We start from the raw sequence: 4,107 nt of genomic DNA, 5'->3' as shown, positions 1-4,107 counted from the left end.
CCGTGGCGCTGAACAGACGCACCACGTTGCTGTGCGGGAGCAGTGCGCCCTTGGGCTGTCCCGTGGAACCCGAGGTGTAAATCACGTAGGCAAGGTTGTCAGGGCTCACCGACACGTGTGGATCGTGGCGCGGCTGTGCGGACAGGTCCGTGTCGATAAGCAAGGTGCGTACCGATGCATAAATCGGCAGTTGCTCACGCAAGTGGCTTTCAGTCAGCAACAACGACAGCCCGCTGTCTTCAATCATGTAGGCCAGGCGATCCTGAGGATAATCCGGGTCCAGCGGCACGTAAGCCCCGCCTGCCTTGAGGATCGCCAACAGGCCGACAATCATCCCCGGCCCGCGCTGCACGGCAATACCGACACAAACGTCCGGCCCGACTCCGGCCTCGATCAGCAGGTGAGCGAGACGGTTGGCCTGGCTGTCCAGCGCCTGGTAGCTGAGGCTCTGATCCCGGAAAGACACGGCCACCGCTTCAGGTGTGCGCGCGGCTTGCGCGGCAATCAATTGATGCAGGCACTGCTCGACCGGGAACACCTGAGTCGACGGATTCCACTGAGCAAGGCTTGCTTCTATGTGCGCATCGTCCTGCAACGTCAGCTCGCTCAAGCGCTGCCCGGCCTGACTGGCAGCCATTTGCAGCAGCACATGCCGAAGCTGGCCAGCAATCTGCTGCACGGTGTGCACCGGAAAATTCGCCTGGCGATAGTTGAAATGCAGTGACAGCGTTTCGCCCAGACCGACGATCAGGGTCAGTGGATAGTGAGTCTGCTCGTGGTTGTCGACCTTGCCGAAGGTCAATTCCTGCGGCGCTTCCTGTTGCAGAGCTTCCGACACCGGGTAGTTTTCGAACACCAGAATGCTGTCGAACAAGGCGTCGCTGCCCTGCCCTGACCAGCGCTGAATATCCGCCAGCGGCGTGTGTTCATGTTCGCGCAGCGCCAGATTGTCCGCCTGAACCGACTGCAGCCAGTCGCTCACCGACTGCTCCGGCTGCGGTGTAGCAATGACTGGCAAGGTATTGATGAACAGACCGATCTGCTGCTCGACACCTTTAAGCCCCGCCGGACGCCCGGAAACCGTCGCGCCAAAGGCGACTGAACGTTGTCCGGTGTAGCGCTGCAACAGCAGCAACCACGCCGATTGCACCACCGTATTGAGTGTCACTTTTTGCTGACGGGCAAACTCGCCCAGTAATCGAGTCTGCTCGGCGCTGAACACTTCGAAGTGATCGCCGTGGGCCTCAACAGCTGCTTGCGCGGGCAAGTCGAGGGCGCGGGTCAGCCAGGTAGGCTCGTCCAGCACACTGAGCCGTTCCAGCCAGAACCTCTCGCTAAGGGCTGCATCCTGAGCCTGCAACCAGGCGATGTAATCGCGGTAGTTGCCACTGTGCTGCGCCTGGTATTCACCGGCATAGCGTTGCAGCACCTCACCGAGCAACTGCGAGTTGCTCCAGCCATCCATGAGGATGTGGTGGTTGGTGTATATCAGGTGGTAACGCTGCTCTGCAACGCGCACGGCCACCAGCCGCAGCAGCGGCGCGCGACTCAGGTCAAACCCGGCCTTGAGCTCAGCATCAGCCAGCCTTTGCAGTTCGGGGGCAAGATTGGTTGCGTGGCGCAGGTCGACCACCGTGAACGGCATGGCGATGTCCTTGAACACCACCTGTAGCGGACGTTCCAGACCGCCTTGCCAGTAGAACCCGCTGCGCAGAATCGCGTGCTGGTTCATGGCTGCCTGCCAGGCCTGAAGGAAGCGCTCCGGATCAAGGCCATCCACATCCAGACGCATCTGGTTGGTGTAGTCGCCACCCGCCTGTTCTTCATACAGGGTGTGGAACAACATGCCCTGCTGCATCGGTGCCAGCGGGTAGATATCTTCCACCTGAGCGGCCTGGAGCGGCAACGCGTCCAGTTGCTCCTGGCTGATGCGCGCCAGCGGGAAGTCAGACGGCGTCAGCCCGGCCTGCTGCGGATCGCAGCAATGCTCGATGACGCGAGTCAGTTCGGCGATGTACTGGTCGGCCAGTTGTTGCATGGCCTGCTCGGCGAACATCTCGGCACTGAAGGTCCAGGCCAGGCTCAACTCCCCGGCAAACACCTGGCCGTTGATGCTCAGCCAGTTATTCAGCGGCGCATCGGCGCTCTGATCGGCGCCGCTGTTTTCCCGGGCCGGGACGAACAATGCCTCCGCATCGTCGAAGCTGCCATCGAACTGGCCAAGGTAGTTGAAAGTGATGCGTGGCGTCGGTAATGCCCGCAGGCTATTGCGGGTCGCTTCGTCGCCCAGATAACGCAGCACACCAAAACCGATGCCTTTGTCCGGGATCGAGCGCAGTTGTTCCTTGATGTGCCTGATCGAGTGTTTCAGCCCGGCTTGCGCAGTCAGGCGCACCGGGAACAGGCTGGTGAACCAACCCACCGTACGGCTGAGGTCGGCGTCTTCCAGCAGTGCCTCGCGGCCATGGCCCTCCAGTTGCACCAGGACGTCGTCACGCCCGGTCCAGTTGGCAATGACTCGCGCCAGAGCGGTCAGCAGCAGGTCATTGACCTGCGTGCGATAGGCCGCCGGTGCCTGTTGCAACAACTGGCGGGTCAGCTCGGCCGAAAGCTTCGCACCGACGGTGCTGCTCTCGCTGGCCCGAAGGCTGGCTGCACCGTTCAGGCACGGCAGGTCTGTCGACGCCTCACTCAGCAATGACTGCCAGAAACCCACTTGCGACGACAGGCCGCCGTTGCGTGCCAGGTCTTGCAGACCCTGCGCCCAGTGCTTGAAAGCAGTGGTTTTGCCCGGCAATTGTACGGGCTTGCCTGATTCGATCTGCCGGTAAGCGCTTTGCAGGTCCTCGAACAGAATCCGCCACGAAACCCCGTCCACCACCAAGTGGTGAATCGCCAGCAACAGGCGCTGTTCGCCGCCCGGCAACTCGGCGAGTACCACTCGCAGCAGCGGGCCTTGCGGCAGGTCGAGACTGCGTTGCGCCTTGTTCAGCAGCGTTTGAAGCTGATGCTCGTCGCTGACCGTTTCACACCACAACAAGGACCCTGTCGCCGGGGCCGGATTGAAGCGGCCCATATTGAAAGGCTCGGCGAACGTCAGACGCAAGGCATCGTGATGATTGATCAAGGCGTGTACGGCCTGGCTCAGCACTTGCGCGTCCAGACGTTGGCGCGGGTTCAACAACACGGACTGGTTCCAGTGATGACGGTCCGGAATGTCCTGCTCGAAGAACCACTGCTGGATCGGCAACAGTGGCATGTCACCGGTCACCGGCCCCTGATCAATACTCAGCGCGTCCTCACCCAATTGCGCCACCTGAGCCAGCGCACGCACGGTCTGGCGCTCGAACAGGTCTTTGGGCGTGAAGCGAATACCCGCCAGACGCGCACGGCTGACCACCTGAATCGAGATGATCGAATCACCGCCCAACTCAAAGAAGTTGTCGGTAACGCCGACCTGTTCAAGCTTGAGCACGTCCTGCCAAACCGCTGCGATCTGCTGCTCAAGGGTGCTTTGCGGCGCGACGTAATCAAGCTGTGCCAGACCTGCATCCGGCGCTGGCAAGGCCTTGTGATCCAGCTTGCCGTTGGCGGTCAGCGGCATGCGCGCCAGGAACAGCAGGTGCGCAGGCACCATGTAGTCCGGCAGGTTTTCACGCAGCGACGTCTTGATCTCGTCGCGCAACGCTGCCTGCTCCAGCGCGTCAGCGCTGTACTGTTGCGGCACGATATACGCCACCAGTTGCGCACCGCTGGCCGCGTCATGAACCCGCACCAGACCTTCGCGAACGGTCGCCAACTCATTGAGGCGAGCGTCTATCTCGCCCAGCTCGATACGGAAGCCGCGAATTTTCACCTGATGGTCGATACGCCCGATGTACTCGATGGAGCCATCGGCGCAGTAACGCGCCAGGTCGCCGGTGCGATACAGACGCCCGCCCTGCTCGTCGAACGGGTTCGGTACAAAGCGCGTGGCGGTCAAGCCTGCGCGGTTCAGGTAACCACGGGCCAGACCCGCCTGCCCGACATACAGCTCGCCGACACAGCCACGCGGCACAGGATGCAGATCAGCGTCCAGCAGGTACCAGGACAAGTCGGGAATCGGCG

The 4,107-nt window shown here is 61.8% G+C and carries 1 protein-coding gene; it reads right to left on the bottom strand.

Translation table 11 applies throughout. The features are described from left to right. Nucleotides 1-4,107: condensation domain-containing protein (locus tag AUC61_RS21800; protein ID WP_243248233.1), on the bottom strand; the 4,107-nt coding region annotated here is incomplete at both ends.

Origin of the sequence: Pseudomonas maioricensis (assembly GCF_022790535.1) — a bacterium.
Classification (GTDB): domain Bacteria; phylum Pseudomonadota; class Gammaproteobacteria; order Pseudomonadales; family Pseudomonadaceae; genus Aquipseudomonas; species Aquipseudomonas maioricensis.
The sequence above is the reverse complement of the archived record's forward strand: the minus strand, read 5'-3'. Positions and strand labels throughout refer to the sequence as shown.